This window comes from Pyrococcus sp. ST04 (genome assembly GCF_000263735.1).
Classification (GTDB): domain Archaea; phylum Methanobacteriota_B; class Thermococci; order Thermococcales; family Thermococcaceae; genus Pyrococcus.
Map to the genome: position 1 here is coordinate 623,841 of NC_017946.1, position 14,829 is coordinate 638,669.

The following is a 14,829-nucleotide window of genomic DNA, read 5'->3' on the forward strand; positions in this document are numbered from 1 at the left end:
TTAATTGCATCAGTCCTTATTAACTTTTTCTTTGTACAGCTCTATCCATATCGCTGAGAGGATCAAGAGCGCTCCGATGTATCCCTTTGGGGAAAGAATCTCATGCAGGGTTATTAAGGAAAATAAATGGCCAAATACTGGCTCTGCAGAGTAAAGTATTGCCGCTCTGTAGGACTCTACCTTTGGCTGATACTTAACCTGGGCAAAGAATGCCAGTGCAGTTGCGAACACTCCAGTGTATAGGATGGCCAACATTACATCTGGCTTGCCCGGTAATGGTAACCCTTCCTTAAGTAGGGCATAAATGGTGGAGAATACGCTATTCCAAAATACTTGCCAAAAAGCTATTCCTATTCCATATTTGCTGAAATACTCGACTAGAACTATTTGAAACGCAAAGCTTAGTGCTGAGATTACTGTGAGCATATCCCCGTAATTTAACCTCAAAGATGCGCCAGAGATCAGATAGAGCCCAATGACCGCTAAGACAAGGGCTATGGAATCTTCCCTTGTTATGAATCTTTTTAGGATTAGATACGCTGCGAAGGGCGTGAAGACTACGTAGAGAGAAGTTATGAATGCCGAGTTTGAGGCGGTCGTGTATTTTAGGCCAACTATTTGAAACCCATGACCTAAGAAGAGTGTAAATCCAAGCATCATCCCTGGGATTATTTGATCTTTCGTAAGTTTCTTCCTTAGGAAAATCAACATTATTGCAGAAGCTATGAAAAATCTTAGAGCTATGAATGTTATTGGAGGAAAATCTCCAACTGCAGTCTTCATTACTGGAAAAGTTGATCCCCAAATTACCGAGAGTCCCAATAAGATTAGAGAGGCTTTCGTTTTTTCCTCCATTTCACTCCCTAAGCTGTGATACTAATTCTTTCTTAAATTCTTCCCCTTTTATCTTGGGGAGAATAATCTCAGTAACAGCGTCGATCTCTCCAATTTCCAGAAGTCTTTTTCCAATTTTCACCAATCCCATGTCCCTAATCTTTTGATCTTCTATTTTCTCCGCAACTTCGAGGGCTTTGTCAAACATAGCTAAATCAATGAATATCTCAACGACTCTTAGCTTTTCTTTATCGGATAGACTATCAATGCTTATCTCTCCTAGGGCTTTCTCCAATAGCTCAACCTTTTCAGGCATGTTGTTCTTCTTTGCCCATAGGCTTATCTCTAGGAGTCCAATTCCAACGCTCTTTCTTGGGAATTTGGTGTATATCCGGTAGATTGCTTGGTTGAATCTTCCTTCATATACAAGCTTCCTTATTTCTGGATCCTTTAAAAACTTCAGAGTTCTTGCAAGCTCTATCTTCTTCTCAACTATTCCAGCCCTGTGCCCAATTTTCAACTTATCGAATATGTCATGGGCCCTTTCATAAAAGGGGATCGCGACATCTGAAGGTAAATCGTCTCCAGTTCTCTCCATAACGTCTGCGAGCTGGAGTATCAGGTCTGTTTTCTTTGAGATCTCAAGCTCTAGATCCATTATTGTGTCAAAGGCGTACTCAAAGGTTTCCATTGCTACATCATAGAAGCCTGCCTTTGCAAGCTTATTCGCGAGGAACATCGCTGATATTCCAGAGTTAAGGGGGTCTACTTTATCCAACAATGACAATGCTTTGTCAAAATACTCACTCCCCTCGTTCGGAAAGCCAAGATCCATTAAGGCTGATGCTATTTCCCCGTACCCTAGAATCTTCTCAACATTATCCTCAACATACTTTTCGAGGATATACAAAGCGTCATCAATGAAGTCAACATTACCAACTATCTTTCCGATTTCAGCTAGAGCGAGAACCTTGTCGATGGTACTAAGTTTTTCTATTTGCCTTAAGGCTTCATCAATCATGCCCTTTTTCGCAAGGAGAATAATTTCCCTCACGTCCATACGTATCACAAAAGAATAGTGAGGCTTAATGTTTATTAAATAATTTGGCATTCATTCATCGATGCTAACGATAGCCCTCTACAACACTTACGATGTAAGGAGGTTGCACGAGGCACATATAAGGGCAATAGCCAGAGCTGCTCCCGTGGCTTACGCCTTTAATTTTCACCTAGCATTAGTTGGATTTCCATTTGAGAGTGATGATCCCAATGAAGTTGCTACCGATGTTGCCTCAACAACTACTGTTGGGGAAGGGGGGAAGTATCTGCTTGAACTAGCGAAAACGAATAAGTTTCACCTCCTGGACTTTCCTGAGAGAGGTTTTCCTCCACAATTCGGCATTCCTATAGCTACAACCTCAAGGCCTTCCAAGGATAAGGTCATAAAAACGTTGGATGTTGCTGAGATGGCGCTCTCGGGAAGGAGTGTGCTGTTGATAATAGGTCTTGGTAGGCACGGTCTACCCAAGGAAGTACTTAAAATTTCTAAGTACCATTTGGACATAACGGACGGTATGGGAGTTAGCCTTGAAACATGCACAGCAATCGGCATAATTCCCGTGAAAATTAGAACCTTAATGGAGGCGCTAAAATGGATGAAAAGGTCAAGGAAATAGTATCAACCCTGCTAGTGATCATAGTAACGCTCTCGATTTACTTTGGACTCAAAGTTGTTCTCCATACAAGTAGCCCATTGGTAGTCGTGGTGAGTGGCTCCATGGAGCCCGTATTCTACAGGGGCGATATCGTAGTCTTAAAAGGGGTAAGGCCCGAGGAAGTTAAAGTTGGTGACGTTGTGGTTTATAAGAGCCCAATAGCTAGGTATCCGATAATTCATAGGGTGAGGAAGATAGAGGTTGTTAATATCAATGGAAGGAACGAGCTCTGCTTTGTGACGTGGGGTGATCATAATCCTGTTCCTGACATATATCCAACCCCCTACGGAATCCTCGACTGCGTTCCGGCAGATGCCATAGAGGCAAAAGCTTTGCTGGTAATTCCAAAGATAGGGATAATATCCATAAAAGTTAGGGAGCTCTTTGGCGGTGGATGAGGAAAGGGTAGGTAGCTGAACTGTGATGAACTAATCGGCCCCCGACACCGAGCAAAGGTTTAAATTGGTTGAAGATGTATCCCTCGTGGTGATAACTGTGACTGAGTGGGAGGGTCTGTACAAAGGTGCAATTGAGAGAGCAATAAAATCAGTTCCGAAGGTCAAGGGTGTTCTTCTTGGATACAACACCAACATAGATGCCATAAAGTACCTCGAGAGGAAGGATCTTGAAGAGAGAATTGAAAAGGCTGGCAGGGATGAAGTTCTTAAGTATTCCGAAGAACTCCCAGAGAAGATAACCTCAGTCCCCCAGCTTCTAGGCTCAATACTGTGGAGCATAAGAAGGGGCAAAGCCGCTGAGCTCTTCGTTGAAAGCTGTCCAGTAAGATTTTACATGAAGAGATGGGGATGGAACGAGCTTAGAATGGGTGGACAGGTTGGAATAATGGCAAACTTGCTCGGGGGAGTTTATGGAGTTCCAGTTATCGCCCACGTTCCCCAGTTATCAAGACTTCAGGCGAGTCTCTTCCTAGACGGTCCAATATACGTTCCAAAAGTTGAGAACGGTAAGTTAAAGCTCGTTCATCCAAAGGAGTTCCAGGGGGATGAGGAAAGCTGTATACACTTTATATACGAGTTTCCGAGGGGATTCAAAGTCCTTGAATTTGAAGCGCCGAGAGAGAACAGATTCATCGGAGCAGCCGACGATTATAATACCACAGTCTTTATAAGAGACGAGTTTAGGGAGAATTTTGATGAAATAGTAAAAAAGGTTCAGCTTGCGATAATAAGCGGCCTGCAGGCGTTGACCGAAGAGACATACAAGGAACCTATGGAAATTTTGAGGCAACATCTCGAAGTGTTAAATGATTATAATATTCCAGTTCACTTGGAGTTTGCATTTACCCCCGATGAGAAAGTAAGGAAGGAGATACTTTCCGTTCTCGGCAAGTTCTACAGCGTTGGACTAAATGAGGTAGAATTGTCCTCAATTATGGAGGTTATGGGTGAAAAAGAGCTTGCAGAGAAGTTGCTAGCTCACGATCCAGTGGATCCAATAGCAGTAACCCAGGCAATGCTCAAGCTTGCAAAGGAAACGGGAGTTAAAAGAATTCACTTCCACACGTACGGCTACTACTTGGCACTAACTGAATACAGGGGAGAACATGTTAGAGATGCCTTGTTGTTTGCGGCATTGGCTGCTGCTGCCAAGGCTATGAAGGGTAACATAACTAGCCTTGAGGAGATTAGAGATGCTCTCTCTGTTCCTATAAACGAAAAGGCCAGAATGGTGGAAGAAGCTTTGGCCAAGGAATACTCGATGAATAATGGAATTGCAGAAGTTGAAGGTTATCAGCTCGCTTTCATCCCAACGAAGATTGTTGAGAAGCCCAAATCTACTGTTGGGATTGGAGATACAATATCCGGCTCAGCCTTTGTTGGAGAATTTTCCTTTGTGCTATGATTTTTTATTTTTGCTAAATGAATACTTTTGAAAGCTTTCACCCTTTAGAGCGGGGAGGAGATCAGTCTTTAAAAGAGCCCTGTGTGAGGGTGCAATTCTACGGTAGAAAAGTTTATAAAGGAAGAAATTCTACAGTATAGTGGGGAGAGCAATGCTCAGGGTTAAGGTTCATAAGCACATCAAAAGGCAGAAGAAGAAGGGCAAGATCTACAACGTCGAGCAGAGGGTGATTTACATACCCTCAAAGGCAAATGTTGGTGAGGAAGTTTATATCCTAACCAAAGAAGAGCTCAAAGAACTCATCGAGATAATTCCGCCAGAGAAGAGGCCAAACTGGCTGGTGAGGGAATGAAAAACATAATCATGGCACTTGATAGGAGCATAGGAAAGCGTAAAATGTACTCTCTCGTGATAATAAACGAGATTAATCTTCTTCAATTTAACCAAAAAGCCTCTTGGCTCAAACACATTTCAGAACTGCCAAAAAGAGAACGTGCATCATATCTTCGAAAGTTTCCTGAACGATACCAATACCTCAAACCACTTCTCCATAAAGTTGAGCTAACTCCTTTTTCAGCGATATTGCCCCCACTATTGAAAGTTCAATCCATTCAGTAGGCCTTGTGATCATAGATGATGCAGTACTCAACAAGCAATTGAAAGTGTACTCCAACCGGAAGAATATTTTAAGAGAAAGTATTGCAAAGAACAGGAGGAAATTCCGGTTGCTCGTTTTATTAGCTGATAATCTCGCCTATTATGGGAGAGAAGTCTTTGAGAACACAAAAACTCTCACTACATTTAAAAGGGAACTTAGAAGACGAGGCATACTATGAAAAAGACGTCTTGCACGGGCCCCTCTCACGGTGAGTCCCTGGCTTCATGAGCGTCTGCCAGGGCCACCACTCGAAGGGCCCATTTAATACTAGAATAATAACCATATATAAATATTGCCACTAACTTGGCACTACAACACCCTCCAAAACTCTAGCTTTGTTCATTTACCAGTCGTTTTATAAATAACCTGTTAAGAGTTGTTCTCTTTGGAGAGGAGCCTTCTGTAACTGTGAAGCTAATTCTAGAAAAGCGAATAAAGAAGTTTTGGTGCCCCGGCCGGGATTTGAACCCGGGGCGCGGGCTCGAAAGGCCCGCATGTTTGACCGGGCTACACCACCGGGGCAGACCCATTAGCATGTCCCTAAGATCAGATTTAAAAAGTTTTCGAATATACTCCAAAACTTGAGCTGAAAAATGATATTATAATGTGCGTAAGTTGATGTTTGAGACTTTCCAGAAAGAAAATACAAGTGTTAGCGTTTCAAATCAATGCCCTCAGTATCCAAGGAGCTACTCTAATAAGCTTCGCCAATAGCTTTGGGCTCTTTAAGAGGGCTTTTATAGTTCTCACGTGATCATCAAACTCGGCTCTTTCCTCAATTATTCTCCTCGCCTCTTCTGTGGACAGTATCCCAAAAATCTCCTCTATCTTTTCCTGGGAAAGATCCTTGAACACTTTTCTAACCCTGAGGCCAAAGCTTATCTGTTCTCTCACCCAAGAGCAGCCCTTCTCATACATCTGCAGGTTACCTGTGAGTATCGCCTTTGCAAGAACCCTTGCGCAGTATGCTCCGAATACTATCCCCCCTGCTGTTGTGGGTTTTATTTGAAGGGCGGCATCACCAAGTAAAGCAATGTTCCCCTTTACCCATGGTTTCCTCCATCCAAGGATCACTGCTCCACTTTTGAACTCTAGGATGTTGCCTCCCTTAATCCTCCTCAGCTTTAAGAACTTGGCTAGAGCATCTATAGATCCAAAGGTTCCCACCCTTGCCTCTTCTTCGTTTATTGGGGCCACCCAAAAGAAGAACTCTGGGTTGATGTCTTTATTTACCCATACCTCTACCCTTTCTCTTTTGAAGTTCCCGAGAACTTCGAGCTCCCATCCCTTCAACACTTCCCCTTCGGTTTTTGTTCCTATGTTCCGGGCGACTGCGCTGTTAACTCCATCAGCACCCACATATACCTCTGCCTCTATCTCGAACTGAGAATCCAAATGCTGGACGAGTGCTTTTCCATTCTTGAATCTTAGAAAGTTTGTTGCCAGATAATATTCTGCTCCTCTTCTAATTGCTCTTTTGGCAAGTTCCCTTTCTAGAATTTTCCTGTCTACCAAGTAGGCTTGTGGATTTTTTCTACTTATTTCAAACACACTGCCCTTCGATATAAAATACGCTCCATTGTATGCATTCAGAACTGCTTTCTCTGGAAGTCCAAGTGCCTCATACATTTCCGCCCCGATTATTCCCGTGCAGGCTTTTCCGCCGAATGAGCCTTTCCTTTCAACTACGGCGACATCTAGCTTTCCTGAGAGGAGAGAAGCAAGATAATTCCCTACCGGTCCTCCTCCGATTATTAAGACATCGTACTTCATTCTCGCCCCCTCTTTAGTAGTTTTGTCTGTACACACTCCAAGGTTTATTCTGATTATTAACATAAACTATTTTAGCTTTAAACGAGGAAACTAGTAGTCGGGGGAAAATAATGAAGAAGGCTTGTCCCTTACTTGTACTATTAGTCCTGATGATGCCTTTTGCAATGGCTCAAACTGGAGAATTTGAGGTCTCGGGAAAGATAATCGGTTTAACGAATGCCACGACATCTGGAGAGATAAGCTTAGTTAACACGCTTCCTGTTAAATTCTCATATGTCACGATAAAAGATCTGAAGTTTTTTGATGAGAGTGGAGAGGAAGTTAATGGTTTCAAGATAGAGTTCCAAGAGAGTATAATCAAGAGTTGGTCTCCCGGCGAGAAAAAGGTTTTGATGTATACCTTGTCTTCTGGAAACGTAACTCCAGGTTTATACACATTGTACCTCTTTATGTGGGGTTTTACCGAAGACAATAAGCTCTACTTGCTCAGAGCTTATGTCCCCGTTGAGGTTATGGATAGACCAATAATATTCAAAGAGGCTATTTCCTTGATAAAGGATAGACCACACTCAAAAATAGCACTAACTGGGGATTCAATAGTTGTTTATTCACATGTTGTGAACATAGCCAATGAGAAAATAAAGCTTCAGGCTAAGGCTGAACTCATAGATCCAACTGGGGAAACGGTAGTGAGCAGGCAGGAAACAGTGTTCTTGAACCCTGGAGATAACTTAGTGAGGTTTGAGCTTCAAATTCCAGATCCGGCCCCTCAGGGGAGGTATGAAGTGAAGTACACTCTTACGTATGATAGAGGCACATACGAGTATTCTGAATCATATTGGGTTGAACTGGGGATTGGATTAGCAGATTTATCTGTGGAAAAAACAAATGCTTTGCAGGGAGAAAAGAACAAGGCCTATTTGATAGTCTCGTCAGAAAGAGATACCATTCTTAATGTTTCGTGGAAAGTCTACGATGTTAAGGGCGCTTTACTCTCAGAGAACGAAACAGAGGTTAGTGTTGTTCCTGGATCTAATATAATAGGAATTCCCCTTCCAACGGCATATCCAGGCACGAACAAATTCATCGTTAAAGTTTTCTACAAGGGTGTTTTGATAGGAGAAAAGTCTGGTGAGTATTTGGTAGTTGGTTATCCCTCTCTTCTTGCAAGGGCAGAAAACTCAACCCTACATATAACCGTCTTAAATCCGAATTCCTTCCAGCTTCAGGGTTTATTGATCTATAGAATCTCCTGGGAGAATGGGAACCTCGTAAAGGAAACTAGGGAGCTAAAGATTCCCCCAGGGAATATGAGCCTTAAAATAAACCTTAAGGGGGAGGGCAGGTATTCTTATGATATTGTGCTTCAAATTTTAAATAGAGAGTTCCGGGTGAGTGGAGAGGGGTTTGTTCAGCCAAAACCTTCATCTCCTACCCTCACTCAGGAAAAAACTACCACAACACTAACAACGAGCAAGACAGAGGAGCAGCACTGGACTACAACATCAACATTCTCACCAACCACTACTACGTTTAAAGCTGGAACGTTAGGGACAAAGTGGCTGGTTATTGTAGCGATTTTGGCAGTTGTAGTTTTAGCTGGAGTCTCTGTGTACTATGCTTTAGAGAGAAGTCCGAAGAGAAGGAGGAGAGCTAGAAAGAAACCAAAGAGAAAGTCACCTTTAGGGAGGGTGAAGTAGTGTGGAAAGGGTTGAGAGAATAATAGAGTTTGAGATTGCTAGGATAAACTCTCACCTCCCAAGATCTAGAAAAAGCCTTCGAGAGCTATTATCTATGGATAACCCAAGAATAAAGCTGAGGGACGGAAGTGACCATTACTTCAAAAAGGGAGAGCTTGAGTACTTAAGATCACTACTTGATGAGGAAGATACTGAAAGGCTGAAGCTTCCGATAGTCCTTGAGATAAGCACGGTGGATAGGGGGCACTTTATCGTTAGGGGAAAGGTTGAGGTGAAGGTAATTAAGAGGGTTTTAGGTTTTGAGGAAGGTTACGAGGAGGAGAGTATTCTAAAGTTGCCTAGATATTATCTCTCAACTGTGAGAAGGAAATTGCCAACGACAACGGTACATGCCTTTATAGTGGAGTGGTAAGTATGGACAGGGTTTTGCTTAGATATTATGCCCTCACAATACCCCACGTCACGATTTTTGCTGGGGCACTATTCGGGATCCTTCTTCTTATCGGCGTAGACCTTAAGCTGGCCGTTGGGATATTCGCTACTGTCTATGGTTTAATGCTACTGATAATTGCCCTCATAGTTAGGCAGCACTTCTGGGATTCTCAGATTTACAAGCTAAGTCTACTTGCCTATCTCGGGCTTCTAATCGTAGGAATTTTAGTCATGTTTTCGTCAATATTTGCCCATTAGCTAACTATTCTTGAACATATTCTTGTTAACTCCAATTTGGATGTCCATGTTTTGTCTATTGTTTAATGTTCATGGGCAAAGGCTTATATTAGATATATGTTCACTAAATGCAGGCAAATATTAGATAGACATTCAGCGGAGGGTGAAATAAATGAACAGCACTGTAATGATGAACAAGTTTGAGAGAAAGCCCAAGTTTGTACAGTTGATATTTGTTGACATAAACGGTGTTCCGAAGGGAATGGAAATCCCAATAAGCAGGTTGGAAGAGGCCGTTGACACAGGAATATCCTTCGATGGATCCTCGATTCCAGGGTTCCAAGGAATTGAGGACAGTGATTTGATATTCAAGGCAGATCCAGATACTTATGTTGAGGTTCCCTGGGATAACGTTGCTAGGGTATATGGATACATATACAAAGATGACAAGCCCTATTCAGCTGATCCGAGGGGTGTCCTTAAGAACGTCCTTGAAGAACTTGCAAAGAAGGGCTTTAAGGCTTACATAGGGCCCGAGCCTGAGTTCTACCTATTCAAGAAGAACGGAACGTGGGAGCTTGAGATCCCTGACGTTGGAGGATACTTCGACATCCTCACTCTCGACAAGGCCAAGGAGATTAAGAGGGAGATAGCAGAATACATGCCCGCCTTTGGCCTGGTTCCAGAGGTTCTTCACCACGAAGTCGGAAAGGCTCAGCATGAGATTGACTTCCGCTACGATGAAGCCCTTAAGACGGCTGACAACATAATAAGCTTCAAATACGTTGTTAAGGCCGTCGCCGAAATGCACGGCCTTTACGCAACTTTCATGCCAAAGCCAATCTATGGAATGCCAGGGAATGGAATGCACCTTCACATAAGCCTCTGGAAAGGAGAAGAAAACGCGTTCAAAGGTGAGGAGGGCTTAAGTGAGACGGCCCTCCACTTCATAGGTGGAATACTTAAGCATGCAAAAGCTCTCACTGCAATAACAAATCCAACAGTTAACAGCTACAAGAGGCTTGTTCCTGGATATGAGGCGCCAGTCTACATAAGCTGGGGTTACAGGAACAGGAGCGCCCTCATTAGGGTTCCAGCATTCTGGGGTAACGGGGCTAGGATCGAGTACAGGTGCCCAGACCCAAGTGCAAACCCATACTTTGCATTCGCAGCCATACTCAAGGCGGGCCTTGATGGAATCAAGCACAAGATTGAGCCCTTTGCGTACGTCGAGGAGAACGTGTATGAGATGGATGATAAGAAGAGGGAGAATCTTGGCATAGACACTCTCCCAGAGAGCCTTGGAGAGGCCCTAGATGAGCTTGAGAAGGATAAAGTTGTTAAAGAAGCATTAGGCGGGGCTTACAAGAACTTCATTGAGTACAAGAGGGCCGAATGGGAGAGCTATTTAGAGTACTTGGAGAGCAAGCACCTTCCAAAGGACACTAAGAGGGTTACCGAGTGGGAGCTTGAGAGGTACTTCTTCATCTGATTTCCTTATACTTTTAATTTCCTAAGTTCAGGCTAAATCCAGCTACTTTAACTTTTTAACAAACCTCCTTTACAGTACCTATGGTGGAGTAGTTGAGAATTCTCATGGTTGGGCACTACCCCCCACTTAGGGGTGGAGTTGCGAGACACGTAAAGGAGCTTGTAGATTGCCTCAGAGCGAGACACGAAGTTCACGTTTTAACGTATAAGCTTAGAGGGGAAGAATCTCGTGAAGAAAACGTATACTACGTGAGGGTTCCCAACTTATTCGGCCTCAGAGGATTGTCCTTTTCCCTGTTAGCCTCCAAGAAAATTGTTGATTTGGACAAGAAAAACGACTATGACATAATTCATGCACATTATGTCGGAACTACAAGCTATTCTGCCATCCTAGCAAAAAAGAGAATTGGTAAACCAGTAATAGTGACTGCTCACGGAAGCGACCTTGAATTCATGTCAAAGCTACCTCTGGGAGAGTACTTAGTAAAGATGTCACTGAAAAATGCCGATGCAGTGATTACAGTTAGTCATTACCTTGCCAGGAAGGCAATAGCGCTTGGAGCTAACTCCGTAAAAGTCATCCCCAACTGGACGAACTTAAGTGGAGATGCTACGGGGAGGGCTGTGATCTTCATGGGGAGATTAACGAAATACAAGGGCTTAGATGACTTCTTAAAGCTTGCTGAGATGTTTCCTAATGTTGACTTCCTGGTTGCTGGGGATGGTCCTTTGTTTAGTCTCTCGAAAGATGCTCCAAAGAACGTTAAGTTTCTGGGATACGTAAAGGCAGAGAATGTCCTAAAAGAGGCCAAAGTTTTGGTTCTTCCCTCTAAAAGGGAGGGATTCGGGCTCGTCCTTGTTGAGGCGAATTCTTTTGGAGTTCCTGTTTTGGGCAGGAGCGTGGGAGGGATTGGGGAGATAATTAGGGATGGTAAGAATGGATATCTCTTTAGGGATATCGATGAGGCTGCACGATTCTTGGAAGTTCTCATATCTAACGGTAAGATTCACAAAAAGATGGGGCTAATAGGGAGAAAAGTTTCTAAGATATACACTTTGGAGAGGGCATGTAGAGAAGTAGAGAGAATTTATGAGGAGTTTGCTTCTTCACCTTGAGGGAGGAGACTTCCAAGGAGGTGGTGGCATGACGATAATCATCAATATGAGGGATAAAATCGATATTCGGAAGCTGAGAGTGGCTGCAAGCTTAATAAGGGAGGGAAAACTTGTTGCATTTCCCACTGAAACTGTGTACGGTCTTGGGGCGGACGCCCTGAATGAAAGAGCAGTTAGGAGGATATTTGAAGCCAAAGGCAGACCTCCTGACAATCCATTGATAGTTCATATAGCGGACTTTTCACAAGTTTACGAGCTCGCCAAGGAGGTTCCAGAAGAGGCTGAAATGCTTGCAAAAAAGTTCTGGCCTGGGCCTTTGACGATTGTCCTGCCTAGAAAAGAGCTTGTTCCAAAAGTTACCACTGGAGGGCTTGAAACAGTTGCCATAAGGATGCCTGCTCATGAAATAGCCCTGCATCTCATTAAGCTAAGCGGAAGACCTATAGCAGCTCCTTCTGCAAATATAAGCGGAAAACCAAGTCCTACAACGGCCGAGCATGTCATAGATGATTTCTATGGAAGGATAGAGTGCATAATCGATGGAGGGGAGACAAGGGTTGGCGTTGAATCGACTGTTATAGATCTAACAGAGTGGCCTCCAGTCCTTTTAAGACCCGGAGGACTCCCTGTGGAGGAGATAGAGAAAGTAATTGGGGAAGTTAGAATTCATCCAGCCGTTTACGGTAAGAAAGTTGACCTGGCAAAGGCACCTGGAATGAAATACAGGCACTATGCTCCAGAGGCGGAGGTTATAGTTGTTGAAGGTCCAAGGGAGAAAGTTAAAGAAAGGATTAGAGAACTAATAGCTGAGCTAAAGAAGAAAGGAAAGAGGGTGGGTGTTATAGGCTCAGAAAAGTATGAGGCAGATGAGTTCTTCTATCTTGGGAATAGTATTGAGGAAGTTGCAAGAAATCTCTTTAAGGCGTTGAGGTATATGGACAGGGCGAACGTTGATGTTGTCCTTGCAGAGGGAGTAGAGGAGAAGGGACTTGGCCTGGCGGTCATGAATAGGCTCAGAAAGGCCGCTGGGTACAGGATAATTAAGGTTTGATTTTAGCTACTTTATGTAAATTACACAACTGTTTTAAGGGAGCTATTGACTTAGGAATTGGTAAGAGCCATGCCAAGTATTATAGTTGTTGGTGGGCAGTGGGGAGACGAAGGGAAGGGTTCAATAATAGCCTACCTCGCAATGCATGATGAGCCTGAGATAATAGCGAGGGGTGGCGTTGGAACTAATGCTGGGCACAGCGTTGTCATAAATGGTAAGAAGTATGCAGTTAGGCAACTTCCTACCGGCTTCATGCAAAGGAAGGCTAGGCTCCTTGTGGGGGCAGGGGTTTTGGTTGATCCCGAGGTCTTTTTCTATGAGCTTGAGCATCTAAAGGATTTTGATGTTGCAGGTAGAGTGGGCATAGACTATCGCTGTGCAATAATTGAGCCAAGGCATAAAGAGCTTGACAGAAGCAATGGCTATCTTCACGGGAAAATAGGAACAACTGGTTCTGGGTGTGGCCCGGCTAATGCGGATAGAGCTCTCAGGAAGGCCAAACAGGCCAAGGACATTAAAGAGCTTGAGCCCTACCTAACAGACGTTGCTGCTGAGGTTAATGATGCTCTTGATGAGGGAGCTTTGGTTCTGGTAGAAGGAACACAGGGCTTTGGATTGAGCCTGTACTTTGGAACGTATCCATACGTTACCTCAAAAGACACGAGCGCATCTGCAATAGCGAGCGATGTTGGGATAGGGCCAACAAGGGTCGATGACGTGATAGTCGTCTTTAAGAGCTTCCCAACTAGGGTTGGGGCGGGGCCTTTCCCAACTGAAATGCCAATGGAAGAAGCTGATAGATTGGGCCTAGTGGAATACGGAACAGTAACTGGAAGAAGGAGAAGGGTAGGATGGTTCGACTTTGAGATGGCGAGGTATTCAGCAAGAGTTAACGGTGCAACGATGCTCGCCTTAACTATGCTTGATAAATACGACAAGGAAGCTTATGGGATCACAGATTACGACAAACTTCCGAAGAAGGCGAAAGAGTTCGTTGAAGAAATAGAAGAGAGGGTGGGAGTTCCAGTCGCTTTGATAAAAACTGGTCCCGAGCTCGAGCACATAATAGACAGGAGAGACACTATCTGATTTTCTTTTCTTTTTAATTGAAGTTCTGGATTGCTCTTTCTTGGGTATGCTGTTCTTGTATTTTCGTCTAATTTTTAAGTCTGAACACAGTAAATCAAGGTGGTGTGGGAAATGCTCGCTGAGATAATAACAATCGGAGATGAGCTGCTAACGGGAAACACCGTCGATAGCAACTCTGCTTTTATAGCAAAGAGCCTTACCGAGAGGGGTTATTGGGTTAGGAGGATAACGACTGTTGGGGATGATGTTGAGGAAATAAGCTCAGCAATAAGAGAAGCCCTTTCAAGAAGGCCCAACGTTCTTGTAATCTCCGGCGGATTGGGGCCTACACATGATGACGTGACAATGTTAGCGGTTGCAAATGCTCTAGGGAAAAAGTTGAAGCTGTGTGAAGAGTGTTTGAAAGCAATTGAGGATTTTTATAAGAGATTACATGAAAAAGGCCTAATAGATGATCCAACACTGAATGAAGCTAGAAAAAAGATGGCCTATCTACCGGAGGGTTCACTACCCCTTAGGAATACAGAAGGTGCTGCTCCTGGTGCCTATATAGAATTTGAAGGAACAAAAATATTCATTCTTCCAGGAATGCCTAGAGAGATGAAGGCAATGCTTCAAAATGAAGTTCTACCTAGGCTGGGGAGTTCTAAGTTCATTCAGAAGAAGTTTCTAGCTGAGATAACCGATGAGAGCAAGCTCGCTCCAATTCTAAACGAAGCAATTAGAAAGTTTAATATCAAGATTCACTCCTCTCCTAAAGGGTTTGGAAAGTTTATAGGGATAATACTCTTTGCGGAGTCTGAAGAGAAAATTAATGAGGCAGTAAAGTTCATGGAAGAGAAGGGGATAAAATTCAGGGAAGGTTGGTAG

General features: G+C 43.5%; 16 protein-coding genes and 1 tRNA gene. 13 read left to right on the top strand and 4 right to left on the bottom strand.

The genetic code is table 11. The annotated features are described in order from the left end of the window. Positions 1–9: 9 nt before the first annotated feature. Both PY04_RS03200 and PY04_RS03205 read right to left on the bottom strand, forming a co-directional pair. Positions 10–855 carry a DMT family transporter gene (locus PY04_RS03200; RefSeq protein ID WP_014733742.1) on the bottom strand — a complete coding sequence of 282 codons (846 nt, stop codon included), beginning with the start codon at positions 853–855 and terminating at the stop codon, positions 10–12. 1 nt (position 856) lies between these two features. Further along, positions 857–1,894, bottom strand: coding sequence for a hypothetical protein (locus PY04_RS03205; RefSeq protein ID WP_014733743.1), 1,038 nt, complete (start codon positions 1,892–1,894; stop codon positions 857–859). 61 nt (positions 1,895–1,955) lie between these two features. On the opposite strand from PY04_RS03205, the gene PY04_RS03210 reads away from it, so the two are divergent. From PY04_RS03210 to PY04_RS03230, 5 genes are all read left to right on the top strand, one after another. Beyond that, positions 1,956–2,510, top strand: a complete 555-nt coding sequence (locus tag PY04_RS03210) for a DUF531 family protein (protein WP_014733744.1) — start codon at positions 1,956–1,958, stop codon at positions 2,508–2,510. Then, a complete protein-coding gene (locus PY04_RS03215) occupies positions 2,486–2,947 on the top strand; it encodes a signal peptidase I (protein ID WP_014733745.1) in 462 nt (153 codons plus the stop codon). The genes PY04_RS03210 and PY04_RS03215 overlap by 25 nt, the downstream gene beginning before the upstream one ends. 97 nt (positions 2,948–3,044) lie before the next feature. After that, complete coding sequence (locus tag PY04_RS03220; RefSeq protein WP_014733746.1) at positions 3,045–4,412, top strand: ADP-specific glucokinase; 1,368 nt, start codon at positions 3,045–3,047, stop codon at positions 4,410–4,412. 139 nt (positions 4,413–4,551) lie between these two features. Beyond that, positions 4,552–4,764, top strand: a complete 213-nt coding sequence (locus tag PY04_RS03225) for a t26-17p (protein ID WP_237710140.1) — start codon at positions 4,552–4,554, stop codon at positions 4,762–4,764. Next, complete coding sequence (locus PY04_RS03230) at positions 4,761–5,030, top strand: hypothetical protein (RefSeq protein WP_048055940.1); 270 nt, start codon at positions 4,761–4,763, stop codon at positions 5,028–5,030. Before PY04_RS03225 ends, PY04_RS03230 begins: the two co-directional genes overlap by 4 nt. A 484-nt stretch (positions 5,031–5,514) precedes the next feature. Here the strand turns inward: PY04_RS03230 and PY04_RS03235 are convergent. Both PY04_RS03235 and PY04_RS03240 read right to left on the bottom strand, forming a co-directional pair. Further along, positions 5,515–5,592, bottom strand: a tRNA-Glu gene (locus tag PY04_RS03235). A 138-nt stretch (positions 5,593–5,730) separates the two neighbouring features. Then, positions 5,731–6,843: an NAD(P)/FAD-dependent oxidoreductase gene (locus PY04_RS03240; protein WP_014733747.1), complete on the bottom strand. Its 1,113-nt coding sequence runs from the start codon at positions 6,841–6,843 to the stop codon at positions 5,731–5,733. A gap of 110 nt (positions 6,844–6,953) precedes the next feature. Here PY04_RS03240 and PY04_RS03245 point away from each other — a divergent pair, with 110 nt between their 5' ends. The 8 genes from PY04_RS03245 (at position 6,954) to PY04_RS03280 (ending at position 14,829) form a co-directional block, all read left to right on the top strand. Further along, positions 6,954–8,543, top strand: a complete 1,590-nt coding sequence (locus PY04_RS03245) for a hypothetical protein (protein WP_014733748.1) — start codon at positions 6,954–6,956, stop codon at positions 8,541–8,543. Between the two features lies 1 nt (position 8,544). Next, positions 8,545–8,955, top strand: a complete 411-nt coding sequence (locus PY04_RS03250) for a DUF61 family protein (protein ID WP_014733749.1) — start codon at positions 8,545–8,547, stop codon at positions 8,953–8,955. 2 nt (positions 8,956–8,957) lie between these two features. After that, on the top strand, positions 8,958–9,233 hold the full coding sequence (locus tag PY04_RS03255; RefSeq protein WP_014733750.1) for a hypothetical protein: 276 nt from the start codon (positions 8,958–8,960) through the stop codon (positions 9,231–9,233). A gap of 151 nt (positions 9,234–9,384) precedes the next feature. After that, the gene (glnA, locus tag PY04_RS03260) at positions 9,385–10,704 is read left to right on the top strand and encodes a type I glutamate--ammonia ligase (protein ID WP_014733751.1); all 1,320 of its coding nucleotides are present in this window, start codon (positions 9,385–9,387) and stop codon (positions 10,702–10,704) included. A gap of 92 nt (positions 10,705–10,796) precedes the next feature. Beyond that, a complete protein-coding gene (locus PY04_RS03265; RefSeq protein ID WP_048055941.1) occupies positions 10,797–11,819 on the top strand; it encodes a glycosyltransferase family 4 protein in 1,023 nt (340 codons plus the stop codon). Positions 11,820–11,847: 28 nt separating this feature from the next. Continuing rightward, complete coding sequence (locus PY04_RS03270; protein ID WP_014733753.1) at positions 11,848–12,870, top strand: L-threonylcarbamoyladenylate synthase; 1,023 nt, start codon at positions 11,848–11,850, stop codon at positions 12,868–12,870. Between the two features lie 69 nt (positions 12,871–12,939). Beyond that, positions 12,940–13,959, top strand: coding sequence for an adenylosuccinate synthetase (locus PY04_RS03275; protein ID WP_048055942.1), 1,020 nt, complete (start codon positions 12,940–12,942; stop codon positions 13,957–13,959). A gap of 111 nt (positions 13,960–14,070) precedes the next feature. Continuing rightward, positions 14,071–14,829 (top strand): molybdopterin-binding protein, encoded by a 759-nt coding sequence (locus tag PY04_RS03280; RefSeq protein WP_014733755.1) that lies wholly within the window; start codon positions 14,071–14,073, stop codon positions 14,827–14,829.

Coding starts and splice junctions, on each gene's coding strand:
- PY04_RS03275 (WP_048055942.1), top strand. CDS start 12,940: ATGCCAAGTATTATAGTTGTTGGTGGGCAGTGGGGAGACGAAGGGAAG.
- PY04_RS03255 (WP_014733750.1), top strand. CDS start 8,958: ATGGACAGGGTTTTGCTTAGATATTATGCCCTCACAATACCCCACGTC.
- glnA (WP_014733751.1), top strand. CDS start 9,385: ATGAACAGCACTGTAATGATGAACAAGTTTGAGAGAAAGCCCAAGTTT.
- PY04_RS03200 (WP_014733742.1), bottom strand. CDS start 855: ATGGAGGAAAAAACGAAAGCCTCTCTAATCTTATTGGGACTCTCGGTA.
- PY04_RS03245 (WP_014733748.1), top strand. CDS start 6,954: ATGAAGAAGGCTTGTCCCTTACTTGTACTATTAGTCCTGATGATGCCT.
- PY04_RS03210 (WP_014733744.1), top strand. CDS start 1,956: ATGCTAACGATAGCCCTCTACAACACTTACGATGTAAGGAGGTTGCAC.
- PY04_RS03270 (WP_014733753.1), top strand. CDS start 11,848: ATGACGATAATCATCAATATGAGGGATAAAATCGATATTCGGAAGCTG.
- PY04_RS03240 (WP_014733747.1), bottom strand. CDS start 6,843: ATGAAGTACGATGTCTTAATAATCGGAGGAGGACCGGTAGGGAATTAT.
- PY04_RS03280 (WP_014733755.1), top strand. CDS start 14,071: ATGCTCGCTGAGATAATAACAATCGGAGATGAGCTGCTAACGGGAAAC.
- PY04_RS03205 (WP_014733743.1), bottom strand. CDS start 1,894: ATGGACGTGAGGGAAATTATTCTCCTTGCGAAAAAGGGCATGATTGAT.
- PY04_RS03215 (WP_014733745.1), top strand. CDS start 2,486: ATGGATGAAAAGGTCAAGGAAATAGTATCAACCCTGCTAGTGATCATA.
- PY04_RS03230 (WP_048055940.1), top strand. CDS start 4,761: ATGAAAAACATAATCATGGCACTTGATAGGAGCATAGGAAAGCGTAAA.